Origin of the sequence: Kluyvera sp. STS39-E (genome assembly GCF_040932435.1) — a bacterium.
In the GTDB taxonomy this organism is placed as follows: domain Bacteria; phylum Pseudomonadota; class Gammaproteobacteria; order Enterobacterales; family Enterobacteriaceae; genus Kluyvera.
This window is the reverse complement of record NZ_JBFQGA010000001.1, coordinates 697,961-721,954: the sequence shown is the minus strand read 5'-3', so window position 1 is coordinate 721,954 and position 23,994 is coordinate 697,961. Positions and strand designations below refer to the sequence as shown.

At 53.8% G+C, this 23,994-nt stretch carries 25 protein-coding genes and 1 other RNA gene; 19 read left to right on the top strand and 7 right to left on the bottom strand.

The features are described from left to right. Window positions 1-36 precede the first annotated feature (36 nt). The 4 genes from trmD to ffh form a co-directional block, all read right to left on the bottom strand. Window positions 37-804 carry a tRNA (guanosine(37)-N1)-methyltransferase TrmD gene (gene trmD, locus AB4K05_RS03485; protein ID WP_368478608.1) on the bottom strand — a complete coding sequence of 256 codons (768 nt, stop codon included), beginning with the start codon at window positions 802-804 and terminating at the stop codon, window positions 37-39. A gap of 30 nt (window positions 805-834) precedes the next feature. Then, a complete protein-coding gene (gene rimM, locus AB4K05_RS03480) occupies window positions 835-1,383 on the bottom strand; it encodes a ribosome maturation factor RimM (RefSeq protein ID WP_166515934.1) in 549 nt (182 codons plus the stop codon). Between the two features lie 18 nt (window positions 1,384-1,401). Continuing rightward, complete coding sequence (gene rpsP, locus AB4K05_RS03475) at window positions 1,402-1,650, bottom strand: 30S ribosomal protein S16 (RefSeq protein ID WP_166515900.1); 249 nt, start codon at window positions 1,648-1,650, stop codon at window positions 1,402-1,404. 232 nt (window positions 1,651-1,882) lie between these two features. Further along, window positions 1,883-3,247: a signal recognition particle protein gene (ffh, locus tag AB4K05_RS03470; RefSeq protein WP_368478607.1), complete on the bottom strand. Its 1,365-nt coding sequence runs from the start codon at window positions 3,245-3,247 to the stop codon at window positions 1,883-1,885. A gap of 225 nt (window positions 3,248-3,472) precedes the next feature. Here ffh and AB4K05_RS03465 point away from each other — a divergent pair, with 225 nt between their 5' ends. Together AB4K05_RS03465 and AB4K05_RS03460 are read left to right on the top strand one after the other, a co-directional pair. Continuing rightward, the gene (locus AB4K05_RS03465; protein WP_368478606.1) at window positions 3,473-4,264 is read left to right on the top strand and encodes an inner membrane protein YpjD; all 792 of its coding nucleotides are present in this window, start codon (window positions 3,473-3,475) and stop codon (window positions 4,262-4,264) included. Window positions 4,265-4,280: 16 nt separating this feature from the next. Next, on the top strand, window positions 4,281-5,567 hold the full coding sequence (locus AB4K05_RS03460) for an HlyC/CorC family transporter (RefSeq protein WP_368478605.1): 1,287 nt from the start codon (window positions 4,281-4,283) through the stop codon (window positions 5,565-5,567). Window positions 5,568-5,608: 41 nt separating this feature from the next. On the opposite strand, the gene grpE is transcribed toward AB4K05_RS03460, so the two are convergent. Further along, on the bottom strand, window positions 5,609-6,202 hold the full coding sequence (grpE, locus tag AB4K05_RS03455; RefSeq protein ID WP_368478604.1) for a nucleotide exchange factor GrpE: 594 nt from the start codon (window positions 6,200-6,202) through the stop codon (window positions 5,609-5,611). Between the two features lie 121 nt (window positions 6,203-6,323). Between grpE and nadK the strand changes: the two genes are divergently transcribed. The 3 genes from nadK (at window position 6,324) to bamE (ending at window position 9,435) form a co-directional block, all read left to right on the top strand. Then, complete coding sequence (nadK, locus tag AB4K05_RS03450; protein ID WP_368478603.1) at window positions 6,324-7,202, top strand: NAD(+) kinase; 879 nt, start codon at window positions 6,324-6,326, stop codon at window positions 7,200-7,202. Between the two features lie 85 nt (window positions 7,203-7,287). Then, window positions 7,288-8,949, top strand: a complete 1,662-nt coding sequence (recN, locus tag AB4K05_RS03445) for a DNA repair protein RecN (RefSeq protein WP_368478602.1) — start codon at window positions 7,288-7,290, stop codon at window positions 8,947-8,949. Window positions 8,950-9,096: 147 nt separating this feature from the next. Then, window positions 9,097-9,435 carry an outer membrane protein assembly factor BamE gene (gene bamE / locus AB4K05_RS03440; RefSeq protein ID WP_052284523.1) on the top strand — a complete coding sequence of 113 codons (339 nt, stop codon included), beginning with the start codon at window positions 9,097-9,099 and terminating at the stop codon, window positions 9,433-9,435. 63 nt (window positions 9,436-9,498) lie between these two features. Here the strand turns inward: bamE and AB4K05_RS03435 are convergent, their stop codons facing one another. Together AB4K05_RS03435 and AB4K05_RS03430 are read right to left on the bottom strand one after the other, a co-directional pair. Further along, complete coding sequence (locus AB4K05_RS03435; protein WP_368478601.1) at window positions 9,499-9,795, bottom strand: RnfH family protein; 297 nt, start codon at window positions 9,793-9,795, stop codon at window positions 9,499-9,501. Continuing rightward, window positions 9,785-10,222 (bottom strand): type II toxin-antitoxin system RatA family toxin, encoded by a 438-nt coding sequence (locus tag AB4K05_RS03430; RefSeq protein ID WP_368478600.1) that lies wholly within the window; start codon window positions 10,220-10,222, stop codon window positions 9,785-9,787. The genes AB4K05_RS03435 and AB4K05_RS03430 overlap by 11 nt, the downstream gene beginning before the upstream one ends. A gap of 151 nt (window positions 10,223-10,373) precedes the next feature. On the opposite strand from AB4K05_RS03430, the gene smpB reads away from it, so the two are divergent. The 14 genes from smpB (at window position 10,374) to AB4K05_RS03360 (ending at window position 23,973) form a co-directional block, all read left to right on the top strand. Continuing rightward, window positions 10,374-10,856, top strand: a complete 483-nt coding sequence (smpB, locus tag AB4K05_RS03425) for an SsrA-binding protein SmpB (RefSeq protein WP_368478599.1) — start codon at window positions 10,374-10,376, stop codon at window positions 10,854-10,856. 196 nt (window positions 10,857-11,052) lie between these two features. Beyond that, window positions 11,053-11,415, top strand: a transfer-messenger RNA (tmRNA) gene (gene ssrA, locus AB4K05_RS03420). A gap of 377 nt (window positions 11,416-11,792) precedes the next feature. After that, complete coding sequence (locus tag AB4K05_RS03415) at window positions 11,793-12,083, top strand: Bor family protein (RefSeq protein WP_368478598.1); 291 nt, start codon at window positions 11,793-11,795, stop codon at window positions 12,081-12,083. Between the two features lie 158 nt (window positions 12,084-12,241). After that, window positions 12,242-12,484 (top strand): DinI family protein, encoded by a 243-nt coding sequence (locus tag AB4K05_RS03410; protein ID WP_368478597.1) that lies wholly within the window; start codon window positions 12,242-12,244, stop codon window positions 12,482-12,484. Between the two features lie 288 nt (window positions 12,485-12,772). Then, window positions 12,773-14,920: a TonB-dependent receptor plug domain-containing protein gene (locus AB4K05_RS03405; RefSeq protein ID WP_368478596.1), complete on the top strand. Its 2,148-nt coding sequence runs from the start codon at window positions 12,773-12,775 to the stop codon at window positions 14,918-14,920. A 2-nt stretch (window positions 14,921-14,922) separates the two neighbouring features. After that, a complete protein-coding gene (locus AB4K05_RS03400; RefSeq protein ID WP_368478646.1) occupies window positions 14,923-15,747 on the top strand; it encodes a hemin ABC transporter substrate-binding protein in 825 nt (274 codons plus the stop codon). A 20-nt stretch (window positions 15,748-15,767) separates the two neighbouring features. Continuing rightward, window positions 15,768-17,108: a heme anaerobic degradation radical SAM methyltransferase ChuW/HutW gene (hutW, locus tag AB4K05_RS03395; protein WP_368478645.1), complete on the top strand. Its 1,341-nt coding sequence runs from the start codon at window positions 15,768-15,770 to the stop codon at window positions 17,106-17,108. 12 nt (window positions 17,109-17,120) lie between these two features. Continuing rightward, entirely contained in the window at window positions 17,121-17,615 is a 495-nt protein-coding gene (hutX, locus tag AB4K05_RS03390; protein WP_368478644.1) for a heme utilization cystosolic carrier protein HutX, read from the top strand. After that, window positions 17,615-18,238, top strand: a complete 624-nt coding sequence (locus AB4K05_RS03385) for an SDR family oxidoreductase (protein ID WP_368478595.1) — start codon at window positions 17,615-17,617, stop codon at window positions 18,236-18,238. The genes hutX and AB4K05_RS03385 overlap by 1 nt, the downstream gene beginning before the upstream one ends. A 53-nt stretch (window positions 18,239-18,291) precedes the next feature. Continuing rightward, window positions 18,292-19,284 (top strand): FecCD family ABC transporter permease, encoded by a 993-nt coding sequence (locus tag AB4K05_RS03380; protein WP_368478594.1) that lies wholly within the window; start codon window positions 18,292-18,294, stop codon window positions 19,282-19,284. After that, window positions 19,281-20,048, top strand: a complete 768-nt coding sequence (locus tag AB4K05_RS03375) for a heme ABC transporter ATP-binding protein (RefSeq protein ID WP_368478593.1) — start codon at window positions 19,281-19,283, stop codon at window positions 20,046-20,048. Before AB4K05_RS03380 ends, AB4K05_RS03375 begins: the two co-directional genes overlap by 4 nt. Before the next feature lie 124 nt (window positions 20,049-20,172). Then, window positions 20,173-20,595, top strand: a complete 423-nt coding sequence (locus AB4K05_RS03370; protein WP_368478592.1) for a hypothetical protein — start codon at window positions 20,173-20,175, stop codon at window positions 20,593-20,595. 228 nt (window positions 20,596-20,823) lie between these two features. Then, window positions 20,824-22,950, top strand: coding sequence for a TonB-dependent receptor (locus tag AB4K05_RS03365; RefSeq protein WP_368478591.1), 2,127 nt, complete (start codon window positions 20,824-20,826; stop codon window positions 22,948-22,950). Window positions 22,951-22,962: 12 nt separating this feature from the next. Continuing rightward, window positions 22,963-23,973, top strand: coding sequence for an ABC transporter substrate-binding protein (locus tag AB4K05_RS03360; protein ID WP_368478590.1), 1,011 nt, complete (start codon window positions 22,963-22,965; stop codon window positions 23,971-23,973). The last annotated feature ends 21 nt before the right edge of the window (window positions 23,974-23,994 follow it).

Sequence of the window (23,994 nt, the reverse complement as noted above, 5' to 3'; positions counted from 1 at the left end):
ATTCTCTTATCCTGGGTAAACTGATATTTGGGGGTCTTAGACCAGCCCATCATGTTTATGTTGCTGTTGTGCGTGTTCCGTTTTGAACTCCGCCAGCAACCTTGCTTGCTCTTCAGTCAGAGCCAGGTTTTCCAGAAGTTCAGGTCTTCTAAGCCAGGAGCGGCCCAGCGACTGCTTCAAACGCCAGCGACGTATCTCAGCATGGTTCCCCGACAGCAGAACTGGCGGTACTTCCATCCCTTCCAACACTTCAGGGCGAGTATAGTGTGGGCAGTCCAGCAACCCATCAGCAAACGAATCTTCGGTTGCTGAAGCCTCATGACCCAGCACTCCCGGAATAAACCGGGACACAGAGTCGATGAGCGTCATTGCTGGTAACTCACCACCGCTGAGAACGTAATCGCCGATAGACCATTCTTCGTCAATCTCGGTCTGAATCACGCGCTCATCAATACCTTCGTAGCGACCGCACACCAAAATCAGCTTTTGATTCGTTGCCAGTTCGCTGACGCCAGCTTGATCAAGCTTGCGTCCCTGAGGTGACAGATAAATCACCTTCACGCCTTCACCTGCCGCGGCTTTTGCTGCATTGATGGCATCCCGCAAAGGTTGCACCATCATCAACATCCCCGGTCCGCCGCCGTAAGGACGTGAGTCCACGGTACGGTGCCGGTCATGAGCGAAATCACGAGGACTCCAGCTCTGGATGTTCAGCAGGCCATTTTTTACTGCCCGGCCAGTTACCCCGTAATCGGTAATTGCGCGGAACATTTCAGGAAACAGGCTAATTATGCCAATCCACATAGCGCCGTCTTTTACCGTTTATCCGGAGATTTAAAAACCAGGATCCCAATCTACTTCGATGGTACGAGTAGTGAGATCGACTTTCTTGATAACCTGCCCATCGAGGAACGGTACGAGACGTTCCTTGATGCCAAATGCATCTTTCAGGTTTGCCTTAATGACGAGAACGTCATTCGACCCGGTTTCCATCATATCGATGACTTTACCGAGACCGTAGCCTTCAGTGGTCACTACTTGGCAGCCCATAAGGTCTTTCCAATAGTAGGTACCATCGTCCAGCGCCGGCAGCTGTGATGAATCGACGATAATTTCGCAATTCGTCAGCAGATTCGCGGCATCGCGATCGTCAACGCCTTTCAGCTTAATGACGATATCCTGATTGTGGTAGCGCCAGCTTTCCAGCTCAACGGTCTGCCACTGACCCGCCTTCTGGATTAACCAGGGCTGATAGTCAAAAATGCTTTCGGCGTCCTCGGTGGAGGAAAACACTCTGAGCCAACCACGGATACCGTAGCAAGAACCCATTTTGCCCAATACGATAGGATCAACAGGTGCTTTTGCGGCGAGTTGTTTGCTCATCATGACCACCGTGACAGATTAAGCTGCTTTATTAGCGGCTTTGATCAGCGCTGCTACGCGATCGGAAACAGTAGCGCCCAGGCCAACCCAGTGAGCTACGCGATCCAGATCCAGGCGAGTGCCTTCTTCTTTTTCGCTTGCCAGCGGGTTGAAGAAGCCAACGCGCTCGATGAAGCGACCGTTACGTGCGTTACGGCTGTCAGTAACAACAACCTGGTAGAACGGACGCTTTTTAGCGCCGTGACGTGCTAAACGAATAGTTACCATAACATCCTCTTGTGTGAATAGAACAACCGGGCCCCATCGAGGGACGGGGCCCGGTGTCATATTAAAAGCCCGAAAATTTTACTCATTTCTGGGGGAATTGCAATCAACATCTGTCTTTTACCGCACGATAACTAGGGCGTTACCGTATAAGACAGCGTGAAATCGAGGGGTTCGCCATGAACAAAGCGCGCTGGATAGCCAGCACACTTCGTCATCAACATGACATAAGGGATTAACGCCCAGGGAATCCTGGTGGCATCATGCCCTTCATCCCGCGCATCATTTTCATCATGCCGCCTTTCGACTTCATCTTCTTCATCATGCGCTGCATGTCGTCAAACTGCTTCAGCAGACGGTTAACGTCCTGCACCTGCAGGCCACAGCCCTGTGCGATACGACGTTTGCGGGAACCTTTAATGATTTCAGGCTTGGCGCGTTCCTTGTGCGTCATGGAGTTGATAATCGCCTCCATACGCACCAGCACCTTGTCGTCCATCTGGGATTTGACGTTATCAGGGATCTGCCCCATACCCGGCAGCTTGCCCATCAGGCTCGCCATGCCGCCCATGTTTTTCATCTGGCGCAGCTGTTCAAGGAAGTCGGTTAAGTCAAAACCGTCGCCTTTTTTCAGCTTGGTCGCCAGCTTTTCAGCTTGCGCGCGGTCAACCTTGCTCTCGATATCTTCGATAAGCGACAGCACGTCGCCCATACCAAGGATACGGGAAGCAATACGATCCGGGTGGAACGGCTCCAGCGCTTCGGTTTTTTCGCCAACGCCGAGGAATTTAATTGGCTTGCCGGTGATGTGACGAATAGAGAGCGCCGCACCGCCACGAGCATCGCCGTCGACTTTGGTCAACACGACGCCGGTTAATGGCAACGCCTCGTTGAAGGCCTTAGCAGTATTTGCCGCATCCTGACCGGTCATGGCGTCAACGACAAACAGGGTTTCAACCGGCTTAATCGCCGCATGAACCTGTTTGATTTCGTCCATCATCGCTTCGTCAACGTGCAGACGACCGGCGGTATCCACCAGCAGCACGTCGTAGAATTTCAGCTTCGCTTCTTTCAGCGCAGCGTTAACGATATCAATAGGCTTCTGACCGACGTCTGACGGGAAGAAGTCCACGCTAACCTGCTCGGCCAGCGTTTCCAACTGTTTAATCGCCGCTGGGCGATAAACGTCGGCGGAAACCACCAGCACTTTTTTCTTGTGCTTCTCGCGCAGGAATTTACCTAACTTAGCGACGCTAGTGGTTTTACCCGCGCCCTGCAGACCCGCCATCAGCACCACGGCTGGAGGCTGAGCGGCCAGATTCAGGCTCTGGTTCTCTTCGCCCATCGCCGAAACCAGTTCACTACGAACGATTTTGACGAATTCCTGACCCGGCGTCAGGCTTTTGTTAACTTCATGACCAACCGCTTTTTCTTTTACGCGATTGATAAAATCACGCACTACCGGCAGCGCAACGTCAGCCTCCAGCAGCGCCATGCGCACTTCGCGCAGCGTCTCTTTTACGTTGTCTTCAGTAAGGCGTCCACGGCCACTGATATTGCGCAGCGTGCGCGACAAACGATCGGTTAAATTATCAAACATTGTCTCTCGCCTGGGGTGGAAACGGTGAGTCGCTAACGCGACAATAAAACGGAAATTTGCCGGAGTATAACACGACACCGGACGAGTTGTGAGGCCATGGTTGACGCAGAGGTCACGTAACGCTATACGCACCATCCTTCAACCAAGCTACGGCCTTGATACAACTCAACGGATTTTGCGTATATACTGCATCTCTTTCTTCTCTTTGACGACTGCCGACTCTTTATGCCTGTTTTCGCCCTGCTCGCGCTTGTTGCCTACTCCATCAGCCTCGCGCTGATCATCCCCGGCCTGCTGCAAAAAAACAGCGGCTGGCGGCGTATGGCAATTCTCTCCGCCACCGTTGCGCTGGTGTGCCATGCGTTTGCACTGGAAGCGCGTATTCTGCCGGGCGGTGAAGATGGGCAAAACCTCAGCTTGCTGAACGTCGGCTCGCTGGTCAGCCTGATGATCTGTACGGTAATGACCATTGTCGCCTCGCGCAATCGCGGCTGGCTGCTGTTACCCATCGTTTATGCCTTCGCGTTGATAAACCTCGCGTTCGCCACCTTTATGCCAAACGAGTTTATTACTCACTTGGAAGCGACACCGGGTGTCATGGTGCATATCGGGCTATCGCTGTTCTCCTACGCAACGCTGATTATTGCCGCGCTCTATGCGCTACAGCTGGCATGGATTGATTACCAGCTCAAAAATAAGAAGCTGGCGTTTAGCCACGAAATGCCGCCGCTGATGGTCATCGAACGAAAAATGTTTCACATCACCCAGGTTGGGGTTGTACTGCTCACCCTGACGCTTTGTACCGGCCTGTTTTACATGCATAACCTCTTTAGCATGGAAAATATCGATAAGGCCGTCCTTTCCATCATCGCCTGGTTCGTCTATATCGTGTTGTTATGGGGCCACTATCATGAAGGGTGGCGCGGACGCCGGGTTGTCTGGTTTAACGTTGCCGGGGCTGGCATTCTCACGCTCGCCTATTTCGGTAGCCGCATCATTCAACAGTTTGTGAGCTAAGTACTAAGGACTTCTCTTGGAACATATTTCAACCACCACGCTGATCGTTACGCTGATCATCATGGTGGTCATTTCCGCCTATTTCTCCGGTTCCGAAACCGGCATGATGACGCTCAACCGCTACCGTCTGCGTCATCTGGCGAAACAAGGTGACCGTCGGGCGCGCCGCGTTGAAAAACTGCTACAAAAGCCTGACCGCTTAATCAGCCTAGTGCTGATTGGTAATAACTTGGTCAACATCCTAGCGTCTGCACTTGGCACCATCGTCGGCATGCGCCTGTATGGCGATGTGGGCGTCGCCATTGCCACCGGTGTTCTAACTTTTGTGGTACTGGTCTTCGCCGAAGTGTTGCCAAAAACCATTGCCGCGCTGTATCCCGAGAAAGTCGCCTACCCAAGCAGCTTCCTGCTTGCGCCGCTGCAAGTTCTGATGATGCCGCTGGTGTGGTTGCTCAATCTAATTACCCGAATTTTGATGCGCATGATGGGTATCAAAACCGATATCACCATCAGCAGCGCGCTCAGCAAAGATGAGCTACGTACCATCGTTAACGAATCCCGGGCGCAAATCTCCCGCCGTAACCAAGATATGCTGCTGTCGGTGCTGGATCTGGAAAAAATTAGCGTTGACGACATCATGGTGCCGCGCAATGAAATTGTCGGTATCAACATCAACGATGATTGGAAAGCTATCGTTCGTCAGCTGACCCACTCCCCGCATGGCCGTATCGTGCTCTATCGCGATTCGCTGGACGACGCCATCAGCATGCTGCGCGTACGCGAAGCCTATCGCCTGATGACCGAGAAAAAAGAGTTCACCAAAGAGGTGATGCTGCGGGCCGCCGATGAAATTTACTTTGTGCCGGAAGGTACGCCGCTGAGTACGCAGCTAGTGAAGTTTCAGCGCAACAAAAAGAAAGTCGGTCTTGTGGTCGACGAATATGGTGATATTCAGGGGCTGGTGACGGTCGAAGATATCCTCGAAGAAATTGTAGGTGACTTTACCACCTCGATGTCCCCGTCTCTTGCCGAAGAGGTGAACCCACAAAATGACGGTTCGGTGATTATTGATGGCGGCGCCAACGTGCGCGAATTGAATAAAGCCTTTAACTGGCATCTGCCGGAAGACGAAGCGCGAACCGTTAATGGGATGATTGTGGAAGCGTTAGAAGAGATCCCAGCGATAGGTACGCGAGTGCGTATCGCGCATTACGATATCGATATTCTTGACGTGCAGGATAACGTGATAAAGCAGGTTCAGGTGAACCCGATAAGACCCATTCGCGAGAGCGTCGCGGATTAATCAATACCCTCTCCCCGTTCGGGGAGAGGGTAAAACGAAGCTTAAGCCTTCGCTTTTGCCACGGAGACCATCGCTGCGCGAATGGTACGACCGTTCAGCGTATAGCCTTTCTGCATCACCATCAGCACGTTGCCAGCCGCGACGTCTTCGGACTCAACCATCGCAATGGCTTGGTGAACATTCGGGTCCATCGGCACATTGATGTCCGCAACAACCTGAACGCCAAATTTGGCCACCACGTCCAGCATCGACTTACGGGTCAGTTCAATACCTTCAACCATCCCCGCCATCGCTTCGCTATCTTTGTTGGCCACCTCCAGCGCGCGGTCTAGGCTATCCAGCACCGGCAGCAGTTCGTTGACGAATTTTTCCAGCGCGAATTTGTGTGCCTTCTCGACGTCGATTTCAGTACGACGACGCAGGTTCTCCATTTCTGCCTTCACGCGCAGGACGCTTTCGCGCTCGCGAGTTTCGGCTTCCGCTAACTGCGACTCAAGGTTCGCAATTTTTTCATCGCGCGGATCCACCTGTTCAGCAGAAGCGTCTGATGCAACCGCCTCAACTTCTTCGTGCTGTTCCATGATAATTTCTTCCGGGGATTGCCCCTCAGGCGTTTTCTGTTCTTTACTACTCATGAATTTCTCCGCGTTTTTTCACAATCATCTCGCTAACCTGGATTATTATGGGGATCAGATTCCGGGTTTCAAGGGAAGCTCTCACATTGTCATCAATCTTTGGCACAAGGACATTCAGAAAATGAACAATCATTTCAAGTGTATCGGTATTGTAGGACACCCTCGTCACCCGACGGCTCTGACGACACATGAAATGCTCTATCGCTGGCTGTGCACCAAAGGCTACGATGTCATTGTTGAGCGCCAGATAGCCCAAGAATTAAAGCTCGATAACGTGAAAACCGGCACTTTGGCAGAAATAGGTCAAAAAGCTGACCTAGCGGTCGTCGTGGGCGGTGACGGTAATATGCTTGGTGCGGCGCGCACCTTAGCGCGCTACGATGTCAGCGTCATCGGTATTAACCGTGGCAACCTCGGTTTCCTCACCGACCTCGACCCGGACAACGCGCACCAACAGCTTGCCGACGTGCTAGACGGCAACTACATTGCCGAAAAACGTTTCCTGCTAGAAGCCCAAGTCTGTCAGCAAGATTGCCAAAAACGCATCAGCACTGCTATCAACGAAGTGGTACTGCATCCGGGCAAAGTGGCACATATGATTGAGTTTGAGGTCTATATCGATGAGACCTTCGCGTTTTCCCAGCGCTCAGATGGGCTGATTATCTCAACGCCTACCGGTTCCACGGCCTACTCCCTCTCCGCGGGCGGTCCTATTCTGACGCCATCGCTCGACGCCATTACGCTGGTACCAATGTTCCCGCACACGCTCTCCGCGCGTCCGCTGGTGATTAACAGCAACAGTACTATCCGCCTGCGCTTCTCGCACCGCCGAAACGATCTGGAGATCAGCTGCGACAGCCAGATAGCGCTGCCTATTCAAGAGGGGGAAGATGTCCTGATTCGCCGCAGCGACTATCATCTCAATTTAATTCACCCTAAAGACTACAGCTATTTCAATACATTAAGTACCAAGCTTGGATGGTCAAAAAAATTATTCTAATTTAATACAGACCTCTTTACTGTATAAAAAACCAGTCTATACTGTATGAAAATACAGTTATGGTTTTTCATACAGGAAAGCGGCTATGTTGGCACAACTGACCATCAGCAATTTTGCAATCGTTCGTGAGCTTGAGATCGACTTCAACAGTGGCATGACGGCCATTACCGGTGAAACCGGTGCGGGGAAATCCATTGCAATTGATGCCCTCGGTCTGTGCCTTGGTGGCCGCGCCGAAGCCGACATGGTGCGTACAGGTGCCAGCCGCGCCGATCTTTGCGCCCGCTTCGCGTTGAAAGATACCCCCGCCGCATTACGTTGGCTTGAGGAAAATCAGCTTGAAGATGGCCGAGAGTGCTTACTGCGTCGTGTCATCAGCAGCGATGGACGCTCCCGTGGTTTTATCAACGGTACTGCTGTGCCGCTTTCACAGTTGCGTGAGCTGGGCCAGTTACTCATTCAGATCCACGGCCAGCACGCTCATCAGCAGTTGGTTAAGCCTGAACACCAAAAAAATCTGCTCGACGCCTACGCCGGTGAATCCGACCTCGCGCGTCAAATGGCCGAACACTATCGCCTATGGAACCAAAGCTGTCGCGAGCTGGCAACCCATCAGCAGCAAAGCCAAGAGCGCATCGCCCGCGCCGAACTGTTGAAATACCAGTTAAAAGAGCTGATTGAGTTCAATCCGCAGCCGGGTGAGTACGAGCAAATTGATGAGGAGTACAAGCGTCTCGCGAATAGCGGGCAGCTCATCACCACCAGCCAACATGCACTCGCGATCCTAGCCGATGGCGAAGACGTTAACCTTCAGAGCCAGCTGTATACCGCTCGCCAGCTAGCCGGCGAACTGGCCAGTATGGACGGTAAACTTTCTGGCGTTCTCGACATGCTCGAGGAAGCAGCCATTCAATTGAGCGAGGCCAGCGACGAACTTCGCCATTACTGCGACCGCCTAGATCTCGACCCAAATCGTCTGTTCGAATTGGAGCAGCGTCTATCAAAACAAATTTCTTTGGCGCGTAAGCACCAAATTTCGCCAGAAGCGCTGCCGGAATATTACCAATCATTGCTCGACGAGCAGCAGTTGCTTGATGACCAAAGCGACTCTCTGGAAACGCTGAAACTGTCGGTAACACTGCATCGCCAGCTAGCGCTGGAAACCGCACACAAGCTGCATGCGCAGCGCCAGGCCAGCGCCAGTGAGCTGGCTCAATTGATTACCGACAGCATGCATATGCTTTCGATGCCGCACGGCGTGTTTGATATCGACGTCAGTTTCGAAGAACAGCACCTAACGGCAGAGGGCGCAAACCGTATTGAATTCCGCGTCACCACTAACCCAGGGCAGCCGCTGCAGGCTATTGCTAAAGTCGCCTCCGGTGGTGAGCTGTCGCGTATTGCATTGGCCATTCAAGTCATTACGGCGCGGAAAATGGAAACACCAGCGCTTATTTTTGATGAAGTTGACGTCGGGATCAGTGGCCCAACGGCTGCCGTCGTCGGTAAGCTGCTGCGCCAGCTTGGCGAGTCCACCCAAGTTATGTGCGTCACTCACCTGCCACAGGTCGCTGGCTGTGGTCACCACCACTTCTACGTCAGCAAAGAAACCGACGGTGCAATGACCGAAACGCACATGCAGCCACTGGATAAACGCGCCCGTCTGCAAGAGCTGGCACGCCTTCTTGGCGGCAGCGAGGTGACTCGCAACACGCTCGCAAATGCGAAAGAGTTGCTGGCTGCATAAACTTTTTTGATTTCCGAGAGTCAGAGTTCACAATAAAAACGCCGTAAGACCCGATCGCAAAGGTTCCCAACGCACCTCAGGTCTATTATCATCGGCATATACATATGAGCCGCGTACTGCTCGGGCCCGAAAAGGAATCAAATCACTATGCGCTGTAAAACGCTGACTGCTGCCGCAGCGGTTCTTCTGATGATGACTGCAGGCTGTTCCACTCTGGAGCGAGTGGTTTACCGTCCTGATATTAGTCAGGGGAACTATCTGGTACCTAACGATATTGCCAAAATCCATACTGGCATGACGCAACAACAGGTTGCCTACACCTTAGGTACACCGATGATGACCGACCCGTTCGGCACCAATACCTGGTTCTACGTTTTCCGTCAGCAGCCAGGACATGAAAAAGTCACTCAGCAGACGCTGACGCTGACCTTCAACAGCAGCGGCGTGTTGACTAACATCGACAACAAACCGGCCCTGACGAAGTAAATCGGCAGCAAAAAAAAAGCGCTCACTGAGCGCTTTTTTTATTATCCTGCGGCACAAAAATAGTTAGCCCTTATTGTGCTCGGCCTTCTCCGCTCGCTGTCGGCGCAGCTCTTTCGGATCGGCAATCAGCGGACGGTAAATTTCCACCCGGTCACCGTCGTTAACCACGTCCTGCAACTTAGCCGGGCGACTATAAATCCCCACCTTATTCTTACTGAGATCGATATCATCACGCAGCGCTAGCAGACCGCTAGCCTGAATAGCCTGCTCAACCGTCGCTCCTTCATCAAGAGTCACGCGCTGTAGGTACTGCTTTTGCGGCAGCGCATACGCGACTTCAACGGCTATCTTACCCGGCACTGTATACCTCTCTGGCGCGCGTGGTGAACGCCTGCACCATATTCAGCGCCAGCTCTTTGAAGATACGACCGAACGCCAGTTCAATGAGCTTATTGGTAAATTCAAAATCGAGCTGAAACTCAATTTTACAGGCATCGTTGCTCAGTGGAGTAAACTTCCAGCCGCCAATCAGCTTCCTGAACGGCCCATCGACCAAATGCATTAAGATGCTCTGGTTGCTGGTTAACACATTACGCGTGGTAAAGGTCTTACTGATGCCTGCCTTAGAAACGTCTACCGCCGCCGTCATCTGCGTCGGCCCCGACTCCAGAACACGGCTGCCTGTACAACCAGGAATAAAATCCGGGTAGGCATTCACATCATTCACCAGTTGATACATTTGCTCTGCGCTGTAGGGCACAAGCGCAGTACGGCTAATCTGAGGCATAGCTATTTCCATGTTCGAATACGATGCAAATAGTATCATTTATCTACTGCTAAAAAAAACGGACACTGTTTATATCGTGCTAAGATATTGCATTGCGCCTCGCGGGAGCTTGAGGCTATGTTTATCAGATAAATGATAACTTCAGGATATTATGACAAAGAAAAAAGTACACAAACCTGGATCGGCCACCATTGCGCTGAATAAACGCGCCCGCCACGAATACTTTATCGAAGAGGAATTTGAAGCGGGTCTCGCCCTCCAGGGCTGGGAAGTGAAATCCCTTCGCGCAGGCAAAGCCAACATCGGCGACAGCTACGTTATCTTAAAAGATGGCGAAGCCTTCCTGTTCGGCGCTAACTTCACGCCAATGGCCGTTGCCTCAACTCACTACGTTTGCGACCCAACGCGTACGCGTAAACTTCTGCTCAACCAGCGTGAGCTCGACAACTTGTATGGCCGCATCAACCGAGACGGTTATACCGTAGTCGCCCTCTCCCTTTACTGGAAGAACGCGTGGTGTAAAGTCAAAATCGGCGTCGCTAAAGGTAAAAAACTGCACGATAAACGTACCGACGTTAAAGATCGTGAATGGCAGGTAGATAAAGCCCGCATCATGAAACATGCCGGACGCTAAACCGGGCGCATAACCTTTCATCACCAGATATCCTTAGGCCTAGCCTCGAGGATATCTGGCCCCACCGCATTCCCCGCTCAAAAAACGACCTCCCAGCACTTTTTACTGCGACAAACCTATCGCCAACGGCTTGTTGAGACACGTTTTTCACTGGCAACGACCTTGGCAACTCTGTTATACTCGTGGCAACACTATTGGGGCTGATTCTGGATTCGACGGGATTTGCGAAACCCAAGGTGCATGCCGAGGGGCGGTTTGCCTCGTAAAAAGCCGCAAAAAATAGTCGCAAACGACGAAAACTACGCTTTAGCAGCTTAATAACCTGCTAAGAGCCCTCTCTCCCTAGCTTCCGCTCTTAAGACGGGGATCAAAGAGAGGTCAAACCCAAAAGAGATCGCATGGATGTCCTGCCTGGGGCTGAAGTGTTAAAACTAATCAGGCTAGTTTGGTAGTGGCGTGTCTGTCCGCAGGTGCCAGGCGAATGTAAAGACTGACTAAGCATGTAGTACCGAGGATGTAGTAATTTCGGACGGGGGTTCAAATCCCCCCAGCTCCACCAAAATCCTTTGCTGATGGTCACCAGAGCCTGAGACGAAGTCCTGAAAGCCCGCACGGCGCAAGCCCTGCGGGCTTTTTTGTACCCTCACTTTGCCCCACCAAGTCCGAAGAAAGCGAATCAAATCCAAGCACTTTAGGTCCAACGAAAATCTCGGTGCTCCCCCATACAATACACATCGTATGCGCACAGGCAGATAAAAAAGGACAATCAAATATCAGCGGCGTGAATGTGGTAATCCTAAAAGGAATTCAAACCCCACGCCCTCCTCCAGCTTATAGCATCCTCACATTTCACTTAGGGCAGCTACTGGTCTGATTTGCAAGGATTTTAAATCTAGGTCATTATTCCTATGAATCATTCTAAAAATAAGGTCATTTATGAAAAAGTTATTGATGGTAGCTCTGATTGCAGCCGCAGTTTCCGGCTGCGCTCAACAGTCATTCTCCGTAAACAATGGCGTTGCAACCCAGCCACAGCAGGTGACAACTCATCACTTCTTCGTTAGCGGTATTGGTCAGTCAAAACAAATTGATGCTGCTAAGGTTTGCGGGAGCGCTGACAAAGTGGTTCGCACCGAAGTTCAGCAAACTTTCGTGAACGGATTACTGGGCTTTGTCACTTTGGGTATTTATACCCCTCGTGAAGCAAGAGTTTATTGCGCTAAATAAATGCAAAGCCCTGAAAGCCCGCACGGCGCAAGCCCTGTGGGCTTTTTTATGCCTGCAATATTCCCCGAGAACATATGATCCCCCTGCAAGCCCTTGACACTGGATAAAAACACAGTATAAATACAGTTTTGCCAATCTGTATAAGGACTATAAAAATCATGTTCGTCGAACTCGTCTATGACAAGCGCAACTTTGAAGGTCTTGCCGGTGCAAAGGAGATAATCCTTAATGAATTAAGTAAGCGGGTTCATCGAATCTTTCCCGATGCCGAAGTACGCGTTAAGCCAATGATGACGCTGCCCGCCATTAACACCGACGCCAGCAAACACGAAAAAGAGCAAATCAGCCGCGCCGTTCAGGAAATGTTTGAAGAAGCCGAGATGTGGCTGGCTGACGAGTAATGACCAAGCGCTATACCCTTTTCCCGGAAATCCACAATCCGGGAAACGCCTCTCCCTTTGCAATATCCCTACCTCCCTTATTGTAAATTCTCGCGATTAACCACTTAATTCGTATAGAAATTGAAGTGATCAACCTCACATTTCGCTGCCTATCACCTGTAATAAATTGACACAAATCAAAGATGCATTTTGTTTATACCTTCATCACTGGACTCATCACAAGCCAATATGTAAATCTTATTGATATTCATTCTTATTATCATTCAATGACTATTCATAGGGTTAACGATGTTGCACACCATTACCCGAGGGTCGTTCGTACTCTCCGCCCTGCCATTGTTTATTGCCGGTGCCGTTTCAGCTGCCACCGATAACAACACGCAAAAGAACACCCACCCGGAAGAGACGCTGGTCGTTACGGCGAACCGTTCGGAAAGCAGCCTTTGGGAGAGCCCAGCGACCATTCAGGTTATCGATCAACAGACGCTAAAAAACTCGACTAATAGCGCCCTTGCTGATGATTTGCAGGATATTCCCGGCGTTGAAGTGACCGATAATGCCCTAGCCGGCCGTAAACAGATCCGTATTCGTGGCGAAGCCTCTTCCCGCGTGCTGATCCTGATTGATGGCCAAGAGATGACTTACCAGCGCGCCGGGCAGAATTACGGCGGCGGTTTGCTGATTGATGAATCGTCTCTTGAGCGCATTGAAGTGGTCAAAGGCCCCTACTCCGTGCTGTACGGTTCGCAAGCCATTGGTGGCGTAGTGAACTTTATCACCAAAAAAGGCGGTGATAAGCCTGTAGCCGGGAGAGTGAAAGCGGTCTACAACTCCGCCACCATGGGTTGGGAGGAGTCTGCCGCTGCATGGGGCAGCATCGGTCAATTGGATTACCGGATCAACGGCAGCTACTCGGATCAAGGCGATCGCGATACCCCGGACGGTCGTCTGCCGAATACCCATAATCGTAATAACAGCCAAGGCGTGTGGCTCGGCTACAATCTCGACAAACATCATTTTGGCCTGTCGCTCGACAGATACCGTCTGGCGACGCAAACCTATTTTGAAGATCCAGACGGCGAATATGATGCCTTTAGCGTCAAAATTCCTAAACTGGAACGTGAAAAAGTCGGCCTGTTCTACGACGTGGACGTTAATGGAGACTATCTGAAGAAAATCCATATTGACGCCTATCAGCAGACCATTGAGCGCCAGTTTGAGAACGAGGTGAAAACAACGCAGCCCATTCCAAGCCCGATGATTCAGGCGCTGACCGTTCACAACCAGACTCAAACCCACGATAAGCAGTACACTCAGGGCATCACGCTGCAGAGCAATTTCTCCCTGCCGGCAAGCAATGAACTGGTGCTGGGCGCGCAGTATAAGCGCGACCGCGTCTCCCAGACCTCGAACGGTAATACGACGAGCCAATCCGTCACCGGGTTCATCAATACCGCCACGCAAACCCGCTCCTACTATGAGTCCGAGCAGAGCAATACCTCGCTGTTCGCGCAAAACGACTGGCGCTTTGCGGATAACTGGACATGGACGCTGGGCGCGCGTCAGTACTGGCTCTCCTCTAAACTGACTCGCGGCGATGGTCAGTCCGCGACAGCTGGCGTCATCAGTGATACGTCCATACCAACCTCATCAACAAGCGACAGCGAACTGGTCACCACCACCAGCCTGCGCTACTCCGGCTTCGACAACATTGAACTGCGCGCGGCGTTTGCCCAAGGCTACGTCTTCCCAACCCTCACCCAGTTGTTTATGCAAACTTCTGCGGGCGGCGGCGTCACCTACGGCAACCCGGACCTGAAAGCGGAGCGCTCGAATAACTACGAGCTGGGTGCTCGTTACAACGGCAATCTTTGGATGGTTGACGGCGCGGTCTACTACTCAGAAGCGAAAGATTACATCGCCAGCCTCTCCTGCTCAGGACAGGCGCTGTGCAACGGCAACAGCGCGACTTCTCGTGGCAGCTATTACTACTACGATAACATCGACCGCGCCAAAACCTGGGGCATGGAGCTCAGCGCCGAATACAACGGCTGGGCGGTATCACCGTACATTAGCGGCAATCTGATCCGCCGCCAGTACGAGGGACAAACACTGAAAACCACCAATACCGGCGAGCCATCAATCAATGGACGGGTTGGGCTAAAACATACGCTGATGCTCAACGCCGCCAACGTCACTTCTGACGTCTATATCCGCGCCGCCTCCAACGCGAAAGACGATACCGGCACCACCGAAACCCGCACGCCGGGCTGGGCGACGCTGAACCTAGCGGTTAACACTGAATTTGGCGCCAACGACCAGTACCAAATCAATCTGGCCCTCAACAACCTGACCGACAAACGCTATCGCACGGCGCATGAATCCATTCCTGCGGCGGGTATTAACGCAGCCGTTGGCTTTGCTTGGAACTTCTGATGATGAAAAAACTTGTCCTAGGACTCCTGACGTTAGCCTGCGTATTTAGCGCGCAGGCAGCGGAGAGGATCGTTGTCGCCGGTGGATCTCTAAGCGAGCTGATTTATGCCATGGGCGCGGGCCATCGCGTGGTTGGGGTGGATGAAACCACCTCGTACCCGCCGGAAACCGCGGCGCTGCCGCATATCGGCTACTGGAAGCAGCTGAGCAGTGAGGGCATTTTATCGCTGCGTCCGGACAGCTTCATCACCTGGCAGGATGCGGGACCACAACTGGTCTTCGACCAGCTACGAGCGCAAAAGGTGAATGTCATCACCCTGCCACGCATCCCGGCGACCGTTGAACAGATGTACGCCAATATTCATACGCTTGCCAAAAATCTCGATGCAGAGGAACAGGGCGACACGTTGGTGAGCAATCTTCGTCAACGTCTGGAAACCGTGGCGCGCAGCAGCGCCAGTAAACCCGCACCGGTAAAAGCGCTGTTTATCTTAAGCGCGGGCGGCAGTGCGCCGCAGGTGGCGGGAAAAGGCAGCGTGGCCGACGCCATTATGACGCTCGCTGGCGCGCAGAATGTCGCGCAGCACCCGCAGTATCGCAGCTACAGCGCTGAAGCGCTGATTGCCGCCAACCCCGAAGTCATCATCGTCACGTCGCAAATGGTCGAAGGCGATATCAACCGCCTGAGCACGGTCGCCGGAATAACCCGTACCGCCGCGTGGAAAAACCAGCGCATCGTCACCCTCGATCAGGCCCTGATTTTGGGCATGGGACCACGCGTTGCCGATGCCGTTGAAACGCTGCACCGCCAGTTCTGGCCAAACTAAAGGATATTGATATACCCGTGATGCACAATACGACAAACGAACTGGATTTAACCCCTCACTTTGCGCTTGAAGGCGGCCAGCCCTTCAAAGACCGCCGGGCCACCATGCCCTGGCGTGGCGCCATCCCGATAGCCAAAGATAAGCTGGCGCAAACCTGGCAGGAGGTGCTCAGCCAGGCAACACCGCCGCGTAAACGCCTGCTGTACCTGCACATCCCGTTTTGCGCCACGCACTGCACCTTTTGCGGCTTTTACCAGAACCGTTATGCAGAAGACCACTGCACTCGCTACACCGATGCCCTGCTGCGCGAGATCGAGATGGAAGCCGACAGCGTGCTGCACCAATCGGCACCGATTCACGCGGTCTACTTCGGCGGCGGCACGCCGTCAGCGCTCTCCGCGCACGATCTGGCGCGCATTATTACCGCCCTGCGCGAGCGCCTGCCGCTTGCGCCAGACTGTGAAATTACCATCGAAGGCCGGGTACTCAACTTCGACGACGCGCGTATCGATGCCTGTCTGGATGCCGGGGCGAACCGCTTCTCCATTGGTATTCAGTCGTTTAACAGCAAAATTCGTAAAAAGATGGCTCGCACCTCCGATGGCCCTACCGCGACCGCCTTTATGGAAGGTTTGGTCCGCCGCGATCGTGCCGCCGTGGTTTGCGATCTGCTATTCGGCCTGCCGGGGCAGGATGCCAAAATTTGGGGCGAGGATCTGGCTATCGCCCGCGATATTGGGCTGGACGGCGTGGATCTCTACGCCCTCAATCTGCTGCCGAATACGCCGCTGGGTAAAGCGGTGGAAAATGGACGCACGTCTGTGCCGCAACCGGCTGAACGCCGCGATCTCTACCTGCAAGGCTGTGATTTTATGGACCGCGCGGGATGGCGCTGTATCAGTAATAGCCATTGGGCGCGCACCACCCGCGAGCGCAACCTCTATAATTTGCTGATTAAACAGGGCGCTGACTGCCTAGCGCTGGGATCGGGGGCCGGCGGTTCGGTCAACGGCTATTCGTGGATGGTCGAGCGTAACCTCGACGCCTGGCACCAATCGATAGCCAGCGGGCAAAAACCGCTGATGATGATGATGCGCACCGCCGAGCGCGGTTTCCAGTGGCGTCATACGTTGCAGGCTGGCGTTGAAACCGCCCGCGTGCCGCTGGATGCGCTCACATCGCACGCAGCAAAACTCGCGCCATTGCTCGCGCAGTGGCATAAGGCCGGACTCGCGCAAGACGATTCCACCTGCCTGCGTCTGACCAACGAAGGCCGCTTCTGGGCCAGTAATATTTTGCAGTCTCTTGATGAATTGATTCAGGAACTTAACGCGCCGCAACTTGCGGTAGAAAACCCATAACAGGAGTTAATGATGAGCAACGTCTCTTTGCAGGACTTTTTAAAAACCGAGCCGGACGGCACCTTGGAAGCCATTGCTGGGCAATATAACACCACGCTGCTGGACGTCGTGAAGCACCTGCCTTCACACACGCTGGTCGCCGGCGACAAATTTGATACCGTCTGGGACACCGTCTGTGAATGGGGCAAAGTCACGACGCTTGTGCATTCCGCCGACGTCATTTTGGAGTTTACCGGCGAGCTGCCGTCTGGCTTCCACCGCCACGGCTACTTTAACCTGCGCGGGAAAAAAGGCATGACCGGCCACATTAAAGCCGACAACTGCACCCACATTGCGCTGGTCGAACGCAAGTTTATGGCGATGGACACGGCCTCCATTTTGTTCTTTAACGCCGCGGGTAACGCGATGTTTAAAATCTTCCTCGGTCGTGATGACCACCGTCAACTGCTGGCCGAGCAGGTGGATGCCTTCCGCACGCTAGCCGCCGTATTGAAAGGGGATGCCTGATGAATCCGTGGCTGATTTTTGGCGCTGGCGGAAAAGGCGTGGGGGCGTTGACCGTCGAACTGGCGCTGGCAGAAAAGCGCCCAGTTGTGGCGCTGGTGCGTAATCCTGAAGCTGCGGCACGCTTGGAAGCCATGGGCGTTGAGGTGATTATTGGTGATGCCTGCAACGCCGAGTGCGTCGCTCAGGCCTGTCAGAAAGCAGGCGCTACGGCGACGGTGATTTCCTCGATGGGCGGAGCGCATGACTATCTGGCGCACCGCACGGTGATTGATGAAGCGGAAAAAGCCGGTATCAAGCGCATGATCCTCGTGACATCTCTGGGCTGCGGCGATAGCTGGCCGTATCTTTCCGCCCGCGCAAAAGCGGCTTTTGGTCAGGCGGTAAGAGAGAAATCGCTGGCGGAAAGTTGGCTACAAACCAGCTCGCTGGACTACGCCATTTTGCGTCCCGGCGGGTTACTTAGCGGCGAGGCCACGGGTAAAGCCCTGCGTCTTCAGCAGCAGGAAGTACACGGTTTCGTGCAGCGCGCGGACGTCGCGGCGCATATTCAGGCATTGGCTAACGCAACCGCGCTCAATCAACAGGTTTACAGCCTAGTTGAGCCTGAGCTTAAACCGGCCTGATCCCCACGCGACGTCGGCGAACGGCGTCGCAACGATGTTTTATGGAGACTTGCGTGTTTAAGGATTCCCTCTCTTCCTTCAGCGTATTTATCGGCCTGCTGTTGATGCTAGCCACCCTGGTGCTGGTCGGTGCCAGTCAGGGCGCGCTCAAAATTACCTTTGCCTCATTGCAAGATGAACAGTACCGCGATATCTGGCTCAATATTCGCCTGCCGCGTGTGTTGCTGGCGGTGCTGGTTGGCGGCGCGCTGGCAACGGCGGGGGTGATTATGCAGGGGCTATTTCGTAACCCAATGGCCGACCCCGGTCTACTCGGCGTCAGCAGCGGTTCCGCATTAATGGTCGGCGTGGCGATAATCTTCCCCATCTCGCTGCCGGCGGTGTTCTTACTCTACGAGCAAATGATCTTTGCCGTCGCCGGTAGTCTTGTCGTGTGCGCGGTGATTTTCCTGATAAGCCTACGCCACACTCACGGCGGCATGATGCAGCTACTGCTCGCGGGCATTGCTATCAATGCCCTGTGCGGCGCGTCGATTGGGGTCTTAAGCTACGTCGGTGATGAGCAACAGTTGCGCCAGTTGACGCTGTGGATGATGGGAAGTCTGGGGCAAGCGCAGTGGCCAACGCTGCTGGTTGCGGCCTCATTTGCCGTCCCCGCCATGCTGGCCTGCGGCTGGCTGGCGAATACGTTAAATCTCCTGCAGCTTGGCGACGAAGAGGCGCACTATCTTGGCGTGAACGTTAAACGTAAGCGTCAGCAGTTGCTTTTGCTCAGTTCTCTGCTGGTCGGCGCGGCGGTTTCGGTCAGCGGCGTCATCGGCTTTATTGGCCTTGTTATCCCTCACCTGATCCGTATGACCATCGGTGCCGATCACCGCTGGCTGCTTCCCTGTTCAACGCTTGCTGGCGCGAGCCTGCTGCTGGTCGCTGATACCCTAGCACGGACGCTGGTTCAACCGGCGGAAATGCCGGTGGGCCTGTTAACCAGCCTGATTGGCGGCCCGTACTTTTTATGGCTGATCCTGCGCGCCCGGAGAGCACTATGATTGACGCCCAGAACCTGACTTTCAGCATCAACGGTCGTCGACTGACCAACAATATTTCCCTGACGCTGCCCGGCGGCGAAATCGTGGCGATCCTCGGGCCAAACGGGGCGGGAAAATCCACTCTGCTGCGCCAATTAACCGGCTATCTCCAGCCCGATAGCGGTCGCTGTTCGCTGTTCGGGCGCCCATTACGCGACTGGCCAACGGCGGAGCTGGCGAAAACACGCGCGGTGATGCGCCAAAATTGCCATATGGCATTCCCTTTCAGCGTGATGGAGGTGGTGCGCATGGGCCGACACCCGCACCGCACCCGCAACCCACGTGACGAAACCGAACACATCATGGCGCTGTGCGGCTGCAGCGAACTGGCATCTCGCGACTACCGCCACCTCTCCGGCGGAGAACAGCAGCGCGTGCAGCTGGCGCGCTTATTGGTACAGCTTTGGGAGCCTGAACCCTCGCCGAAGTGGCTGTTTTTGGATGAGCCGACCTCGGCGCTGGATATTCACCACCAGCAGCATCTGTTCCGTTTACTGCGCCATCTGGTGCAGGAGCGTCAGTTTAACGTCTGCTGTGTTCTGCACGATCTGAATCTCGCCGCGCGCTACGCCGACCGCATTATTTTGCTAGAGAACGGTCAGATTGTGGACAACGGAGCCCCGCAGGAGGTGCTCACCGAACCCGCATTAAGGAACCTCTACCAGGCTGAAATCAGCGTCGCCCACACGCTTGATAATGCACCATTAATTCTGCTAGATCGGTAATTCAGCTGGGGCAGATTTTACGCCCCATTTGGAACACGATGATTCAATTACAGTTTATTCCTAGAGCCTCAGCAATTTGTCTGTGCCATCCTCTCTAACGTTCACTCACTGATGAGGATCTATTATGAAAAAAACAACTATTGCACTGTCTGCCCTTTTGCTGGCTTCTCCTGTTTTCGCTGCGACTACACACGCCACTGACGAAACAGTTGCCGCCGCGCAAGAAAACGCGAATACGGCAAAAGAGAAACTGCATCAGGCACAAAACCAAGGTGAAGAGCTGAAGCTAAAGTCTAAGCATGCCGCGGAAGGTAAAAGTGACAGCGTAGGTAGCCAGGTCAGCGAAGGTGCGCAAAAAACTTGGCACAAAACCAAAGAAGGGACCGAGAAAGGGTGGAACGCCACCAAAGAAGGGACTGAGAAAGGTTGGGATAAAACCAAAGAGACCTCCCAAAAAGGGTGGGATGCTACCAAAAAAGGCGCTCAGGAAGGCTGGGATAAAACCAAAGAAGGTGCTGCCTCGCTTGAGAAGAAAGTTAGCGAGTAATCCCCTGTTCTGTATCGCAAAAAGCCGGATGGAAACATCCGGCTTTTTTTATGTTTGTCTCCTTCACCCCTTCGCATAACGACCCTGAACTACCCCTTCGTTGTATATTGACATACATAACGAATACTCCCATCATATTCATCACACAAATAATAATAGCTGTTCCCCTCATGCGTTGATGGTAACCCCGTTACCACCTGTCTTTCCGTTAACAAATTGAATTTGAAAATGTTTAACTATAAAAAACGCCCGCTCGCCACGGGATTGCTGGCTTTTTCGTGCCTCGCAATCAGCAAAACAGGCTTCGCCGAAGATACCATGGTCGTCTCCGCCAACGCTGCCGCCGACAGCACCTCGCAAGAGACACCGGCCGCAGAAAAACAGGCCACCCTCGGCAACCTTGGCAAGCGCGCACTGATTGATGTTCCGTGGTCAGTTCAAACCATGTCGACTCCGCTTATCAGCCAACAGCAGCTAAAAAGCGTAAAAGATGTCTACCGCTATATGCCTTCCGTGCAAGGTGATGGGGTTCGTCCACAAACCCGCGGTATGCAGGGCAGCGTGGTGCAAAACCATATGATTGATGGCTTAAACGCCGTCTCCACCACCGAATACGCCGCCGAACAGTTCCAAAGCGTGGAAGTGTTAAGCGGCCTGGCCGGTTCACTTTATGGCCCCGCTAACCCGGCCGGGATGTTTAACCTGGTGTCAAAACGCCCAACCGATACTCCGCTTCATCGCGTCACCGTAGGGGCAAGCACCGGCAACGGTACGCTCACGTCGATGGACTTTAGCGGCCCTATCGATGACGGCGACCGCGTGAAATACCGCCTGAATTTGCTCAATGATGAAGGTCACGGCTATACCAGCGGCAGCCGCAAACGCCGACAGTTGGCAAGCCTGGGACTGGACTTCCAACTGACCGACAAGACGGTATTGGAGAGCAATTTCAGTTACTACCACTATTACGAGAAAGGCATGCCAGGTTCGTTTGCCCTGGCGAAAGGCGTGCACTTCCCTTCGCCTATGGACCCAACCAAGTCCAAATATGGCCAGAGCTACGCTGGCAATGATGACGAAACCAGCACCGCCAGCCTGCATATCAAGCATGACTTTGACGGCAACTGGCTGCTCGACGTCGGCGTACTGCGCCAAATTGCCGATCGCGAATCGACAACGGTCACCAATACGCTGACCGACAATCGGGGTAACTACACCACCACCACTTCAGACTCCGCCGCCAGCCGCTTTACCATCAACAGCTATATGGCAAACCTCACCGGCAGCGTCGATACCGGCTGGCTCAGTCACGATATCAGCGCCGGGGTACGCGGCTTTGTCTGGAAGAACTACAACCCGGTCACAGGCGGCACCTTTACGCTGGGCAAATCGTCACTCGATGAAAACCCGGTTTATCCGCGCCCGCCTTATCCTGACTTTAATTCTCGCTATCAGTCTGCCACCACGACCCAGCACGCCTTCTTGCTGAGCGATACGCTGCACTTCAGCCCACAGTGGAGCCTGCTGCTTTCCGGCAGCGAGAACCTGTTTACGGTCAGCAACTACAATAAAACCGGTAAACAGACCAGTGACAAAAAGGACAGCGGCGCCAGCGGTTCAGCCAGCCTGATGTATAAACCGATTGAAAACATCACCCTGTACACCACTTGGGCCGATAGCATGCAGCAGGGCGATACTGCCCCGGCGGCTGCCAGCAACAGCGGTGAGGTTCTGTCACCGTACCGCAGCCATCAGATTGAAGTGGGTGCAAAATACGCTCCAATAAACGATCTGATGCTCTCAGCCGCACTGTTCCAAGCTAAACGTCCATTCGCCTATACCAATGAAGACGGTATTTTTGCCGAAGACGGCACGCAGAAAAACCGTGGTTTGGAGCTGATGGCCGACGGTCACGTCACGCGTAATCTCCGTCTGTTTGGTGGCGCAACTTGGCTCGACCCACGTCTGCATGACACCGCCAGCCAAACGGCAGACGGCAAGCAGGTCGTTGGTCTGCCGCGCTTCACCGCCAGTATGCTGGCCGTTTACAGCATAGAACAGCTGCCTGGCGTCGATGTGGATACCAATGTGCGTTACGTTGGCCGTCGCGCGACGGATAACGCCAACGACAGCTGGGTCGGTAGCTACACCACCGTGGATGTCGGGGGTAGCTATGCCACCCGCCTATTCAGCACGCCGGTCACCTTCCGTCTTGACGTCACCAACCTGACCAATCGCCGCTACTGGACTAACGTCGTGCCGGGCGCGTTAACCGGCTATACCGGTGCAGGCAACGCCAGCGCTCAGTTGGGTGCGCCGCGTCAGGCCGAACTGTCTATGCAGATTGATTTTTAAGGAAACTTATCGATGAAACGTCGCCATGCGTGGTTGTTATGCGCATGGCTGGCCTTCCCCACCCTGGCCGCGCGCCAGGTGGTGGATGATGCCGGCCATACCGTTACCGTTCCCGACCAAGTGAACGCCATCGCCGACGGTTGGTTTGCGCACCATTCGGTGCTGATGACGCTGGGTGCGGGCAATAAAATTGTCGCCACCGTCAACCATCCGCAGAGCCAGCCGTGGATGTTTAAAATTGCCCCGACCTTAAATCAGGCGCTACAGGTTCGCGGAACCGCCTTCAACCCAGAAAGTTTGCTCGCAAGACGGGTAGATGTGGTGTTTACCTCAAAGGGCAACGATAAAGCGCAGAGCTACCGTCAGGCCGGTTTGCCGACGCTTGAAATGGCCTTTACCGATTATCCGACGTTGATGAAATCCGTCACCACGACAGCTGAAACGCTGGGCACCACGGATGCACGCGCACGCGCGAAAGACTATAACCACTATTTGCAAACGACGCTGGACGCCGTCTTGCAGAAAACACAGCGGCTAACCGCCGTGCAACGCCCCAGCGTACTGCACATTCAATCGCTAAAACCGCTGAAGGTCGACGGTAGCCAGACGCTGATTGACACCTGGATAACCCTCGCCGGCGGCAAAAACGCAGCGGCCGAGATTAAAGGCAATATGAAAGAGGTATCACCAGAGCGGGTACTAGCCTGGCAGCCAGATATCATTATCTTAGGCGCCAACTGCGGCACGCTTGCGGACTCGCCGTATGCGCAGTTATTTTCCGGTCTCAACGCGGTAAAAAATGGCAAGGTGGTGCAAAACCCTGCGGGCGTCTTCCCATGGGATCGCTACGGCACCGAAAGCGCATTGCAGATCCAGTGGGCAGCACAGCTGCTGCACCCAGAGGACTTCCCCGGCGTCGAAATGGTGAAGGTGACACAGGAATTTTATCGCCGCTTCTTTGATTATCCGCTGACCCCTGACGAAGCAAGTCGGATCCTGCACGCCCAACCGCCGGTTAATTAGCGTCATTAAAAATGACAGGGT

Bases quoted from the DNA above. Each gene is read 5' to 3' on its own strand.
- trmD (WP_368478608.1), bottom strand. From the start codon at position 804: ATGTGGATTGGCATAATTAGCCTGTTTCCTGAAATGTTCCGCGCAATT.
- rimM (WP_166515934.1), bottom strand. From the start codon at position 1,383: ATGAGCAAACAACTCGCCGCAAAAGCACCTGTTGATCCTATCGTATTG.
- rpsP (WP_166515900.1), bottom strand. From the start codon at position 1,650: ATGGTAACTATTCGTTTAGCACGTCACGGCGCTAAAAAGCGTCCGTTC.
- ffh (WP_368478607.1), bottom strand. From the start codon at position 3,247: ATGTTTGATAATTTAACCGATCGTTTGTCGCGCACGCTGCGCAATATC.
- AB4K05_RS03465 (WP_368478606.1), top strand. From the start codon at position 3,473: ATGCCTGTTTTCGCCCTGCTCGCGCTTGTTGCCTACTCCATCAGCCTC.
- grpE (WP_368478604.1), bottom strand. From the start codon at position 6,202: ATGAGTAGTAAAGAACAGAAAACGCCTGAGGGGCAATCCCCGGAAGAA.
- nadK (WP_368478603.1), top strand. From the start codon at position 6,324: ATGAACAATCATTTCAAGTGTATCGGTATTGTAGGACACCCTCGTCAC.
- recN (WP_368478602.1), top strand. From the start codon at position 7,288: ATGTTGGCACAACTGACCATCAGCAATTTTGCAATCGTTCGTGAGCTT.
- bamE (WP_052284523.1), top strand. From the start codon at position 9,097: ATGCGCTGTAAAACGCTGACTGCTGCCGCAGCGGTTCTTCTGATGATG.
- AB4K05_RS03430 (WP_368478600.1), bottom strand. From the start codon at position 10,222: ATGCCTCAGATTAGCCGTACTGCGCTTGTGCCCTACAGCGCAGAGCAA.
- smpB (WP_368478599.1), top strand. From the start codon at position 10,374: ATGACAAAGAAAAAAGTACACAAACCTGGATCGGCCACCATTGCGCTG.
- AB4K05_RS03415 (WP_368478598.1), top strand. From the start codon at position 11,793: ATGAAAAAGTTATTGATGGTAGCTCTGATTGCAGCCGCAGTTTCCGGC.
- AB4K05_RS03410 (WP_368478597.1), top strand. From the start codon at position 12,242: ATGTTCGTCGAACTCGTCTATGACAAGCGCAACTTTGAAGGTCTTGCC.
- AB4K05_RS03405 (WP_368478596.1), top strand. From the start codon at position 12,773: ATGTTGCACACCATTACCCGAGGGTCGTTCGTACTCTCCGCCCTGCCA.
- AB4K05_RS03400 (WP_368478646.1), top strand. From the start codon at position 14,923: ATGAAAAAACTTGTCCTAGGACTCCTGACGTTAGCCTGCGTATTTAGC.
- hutW (WP_368478645.1), top strand. From the start codon at position 15,768: ATGCACAATACGACAAACGAACTGGATTTAACCCCTCACTTTGCGCTT.
- hutX (WP_368478644.1), top strand. From the start codon at position 17,121: ATGAGCAACGTCTCTTTGCAGGACTTTTTAAAAACCGAGCCGGACGGC.
- AB4K05_RS03385 (WP_368478595.1), top strand. From the start codon at position 17,615: ATGAATCCGTGGCTGATTTTTGGCGCTGGCGGAAAAGGCGTGGGGGCG.
- AB4K05_RS03375 (WP_368478593.1), top strand. From the start codon at position 19,281: ATGATTGACGCCCAGAACCTGACTTTCAGCATCAACGGTCGTCGACTG.
- AB4K05_RS03370 (WP_368478592.1), top strand. From the start codon at position 20,173: ATGAAAAAAACAACTATTGCACTGTCTGCCCTTTTGCTGGCTTCTCCT.
- AB4K05_RS03365 (WP_368478591.1), top strand. From the start codon at position 20,824: ATGTTTAACTATAAAAAACGCCCGCTCGCCACGGGATTGCTGGCTTTT.
- AB4K05_RS03360 (WP_368478590.1), top strand. From the start codon at position 22,963: ATGAAACGTCGCCATGCGTGGTTGTTATGCGCATGGCTGGCCTTCCCC.